The sequence below is a fragment of the Paracraurococcus lichenis genome (assembly GCF_030657435.1).
GTDB classification, from domain to species: Bacteria; Pseudomonadota; Alphaproteobacteria; order Acetobacterales; family Acetobacteraceae; genus Paracraurococcus; species Paracraurococcus lichenis.
Genome location: NZ_JAUTWS010000569.1, coordinates 1 through 306 on the forward strand (window position 1 = coordinate 1; position 306 = coordinate 306).

Sequence of the window (306 nt, forward strand, 5' to 3'; positions counted from 1 at the left end):
GAAACCGTCGCCAGAGCCGCGTGAGCGGCTTGGCGGCGGTAGTTCATAAGGCGGCCCTCGCCGGGGTCGTCTGTGTGGCGGTTGACCCGCGCAACACCTCGCGGACCTGCGCGGAATGCGGCTGCATCGACAAGCGCAACCGCCCGGACAGGGACCGCTTTCGTTGTATCGCTTGCGGCTACTCCGCCGCCGCCGATTTCGTAGCCGCGCGCAACATCGCTGCGCGCGGGGCCGCCGTCATGCAGCCAGACGCGGGGCCGGAAACGGTACCTGCAAGCTCCGTCCTTTAGGGCGGGGTTCATGACA

General features: G+C 68.3%; 1 protein-coding gene. It reads left to right on the top strand.

Going from position 1 to position 306, the window contains the following annotated elements; translation table 11 throughout:
* On the top strand, positions 1-290 hold a 290-nt coding region (locus tag Q7A36_RS41275; RefSeq protein WP_305109551.1), incomplete at its 5' end, for a zinc ribbon domain-containing protein.
* Positions 291-306: the final 16 nt, after the last annotated feature.